Consider the following 2317-nt stretch of genomic DNA (forward strand, 5'->3'; position numbering starts at 1 on the left):
CCCCTCCAAGTAAAAGTGTAACATCCATGTTTATTCATGGTCTTTTTACACTGTCTACCTTAAGGGGATAATATCAGGTCCCGTAAATCAATCTGTTCTTTTTTAATCATATGCATGGCTTCTACTCCAGAAAGAATCGATGTAGCTGTGTCAAAACATTTGAACCCTAGCATAGAACGGATTCGCTTCTTTATAAAGCGATGATCTTGTTCTACTATGTTATTCAAGTACTTTTGTTGTCTAAGTTGCATACCATCAGGTATGCTTTTTTCTTTTTTCAACTTTTCAATTGCTATAGGATAAGCAGGGTTCTTATCGACTGCTATAATACGTGGCTTTGAAACATGAAAAGACCGCAAAGCTTTCTTGAAAAAGCGCTTTGCAGCCTTCTGGTCTCTTGTTTTGTTTAGGAAAAAATCAATTGTGTTTCCTTTCGAATCAACAGCACGATACAGATACATCCATTGACCTTTTACTTTGATATATGTTTCATCGACTCTCCAAGAGTCATTTGTTTGTTTGAGGTGACGACGGATTCGTTTGTCCAATTCAGGACCATACTGATGAACCCAACGCATAATCGTTGTATGAGAAATGGATAAACCCCGTTCTTCTAGCATTTCCACCAAATCACGAAAACTGAGGTTGTACCGTAGGTACCATCTTACCGTTAACAAAATAATATCTGGCTGATAACGCTTTCATTTGAATACATTTTCCTTTTCCATACCAATCACGCACCCTTTCTAAAGTAATAGTAGCAGTATGTCCAAGATTTATAGATTCATTGCAATTGTCCTTAAGTTTTTGCACCAGAACCCAGGTGAGCATCTATTAACGTGGATGCTCTTTTTAATTGAACAAAATGGACATTTGAAGAGATAGTACTTCCGCTTCCTTTTCTTAAAATATCCTTAAATGTATCTAGATTTAAGGATATAAAAAATGAGAATGGTATAATTTTCTAAAACAGGCTAAATAAAGTTGATTTTAGAAAAGGGGTAGAGGGAAAATGTTTCAGAAATTTAAATTTTATTTAATCAGTATTGTGGTCAGTTCGATATTAGGGGGAATCATCTTAGGTGCTAATTTCTTGTTCCAAAATATATACGGATTAATTGCAGGTAAAGGATTTTATTTTAATATGTGGCCTTCTGTTATTATATTTTGCATAGTGTTTATTTCTAGTTTTGCATATATGTTGAGGAAGGGTCCAGATATACTTATTAATGATTAATTCTATAGTTACTTCGTTAGGCACTACTGTGATCGGTTTAGCGTCTTATTTGTTGTTAAGGAAGTGATGGGATGACTTGGATGAGCTTCTTTATTGGGTATAGCGTTGGTATGATGCTCACTGTATTGATTATGAAAAGTCTCATTGAAGCTAAAGTAGCCAATGAGTTAGACGATATAGATAAGTCAGTCTTAAATGAAATGGAGCAGTTGAGAGCGATAATGGATGATAAGATTTAACAAAACAAACAAACACAGCGAACAAAAATAGAGATAGTAACAAAATAAAAGGCGACTTATAAATCCTATTAAAATCAATGTTTTGAATATATACTTTTGTTATTGTTTTTTATTAAAACAGCTAAAATGCTATAAATTCAATAAGATCAACGAAATAAATGTAAACTAATGGGTAAAAGTTATGGTTCCAAAAATAGAGTATATCTAATTCACGGGATAGGATTTACTTTAGGGGATAATGCAGTAATGCAACTTTAAAATAAAGCAGTTGGTACTTTTGTGTCGCTGGACAAATAGGGGGCATTAAAACTATTAGACCTATTAAATTCCTTTCATTTAGTTTACATAAGAAATCTTATCGGTAGTTATAAAGTGAGTGTAATTCCATATCTCAAAATGTATAGAGATATTATGTTATTGAGATGAAAAAGAGGAAATTGTTCCTTTTTAAATTATGTTTATAAATAACATTATAATGTAGACTTTTCTAGTATGCCTGTTGAATAATCATTTAAATAAGACTTAATACTGTGAGATTAAATTCTCTTTAAGTACTAGTATTTATTTTGAGTTAAACTTTTCTCATATCTCATAATAAAGAGTATTCTTAGATTTTGAGATATAAGAGAAAAATACTAATTTATGTACCTCCACTTCTTTATAAAATTAACAATAATTTTCCATTGTTGGACTAGAGTTAAATTTGGTTATATGTATTAAAAAAGGAACCCACATGGGGTCCCTTTTTTGGTTCTGGTGCAAAGTGAATATTAGCATTTGATTGATCCAACAGTTGTCAAATTTATACCGCAGCATATCATGTGCTAAGCCATAATGTCTC

Annotated in this window: 3 protein-coding genes; 2 read left to right on the top strand and 1 reads right to left on the bottom strand. The window is 32.1% G+C overall.

The genetic code is table 11. The features are described 5' to 3' along the window. Nucleotides 1-59: 59 nt before the first annotated feature. Nucleotides 60-683 carry an IS6 family transposase gene (locus JDS96_RS30200; protein WP_307838221.1) on the bottom strand — a complete coding sequence of 208 codons (624 nt, stop codon included), beginning with the start codon at nucleotides 681-683 and terminating at the stop codon, nucleotides 60-62. 329 nt (nucleotides 684-1012) lie between these two features. Between JDS96_RS30200 and JDS96_RS30205 the strand changes: the two genes are divergently transcribed. Together JDS96_RS30205 and JDS96_RS30210 are read left to right on the top strand one after the other, a co-directional pair. After that, a complete protein-coding gene (locus JDS96_RS30205) occupies nucleotides 1013-1237 on the top strand; it encodes a hypothetical protein (RefSeq protein ID WP_018783183.1) in 225 nt (74 codons plus the stop codon). 71 nt (nucleotides 1238-1308) lie between these two features. Next, nucleotides 1309-1476 (top strand): hypothetical protein, encoded by a 168-nt coding sequence (locus JDS96_RS30210; protein WP_199669057.1) that lies wholly within the window; start codon nucleotides 1309-1311, stop codon nucleotides 1474-1476. Nucleotides 1477-2317 lie beyond the last annotated feature (841 nt).

The sequence above is a fragment of the Bacillus cereus group sp. N21 genome (assembly GCF_016483395.1).
GTDB classification, from domain to species: Bacteria; Bacillota; Bacilli; order Bacillales; family Bacillaceae_G; genus Bacillus_A; species Bacillus_A pseudomycoides.

Excerpts from the sequence above, each read along its gene's own strand:
- JDS96_RS30205 (WP_018783183.1), top strand. The coding sequence starts at position 1,013 with ATGTTTCAGAAATTTAAATTTTATTTAATCAGTATTGTGGTCAGTTCG.
- JDS96_RS30210 (WP_199669057.1), top strand. The coding sequence starts at position 1,309 with ATGACTTGGATGAGCTTCTTTATTGGGTATAGCGTTGGTATGATGCTC.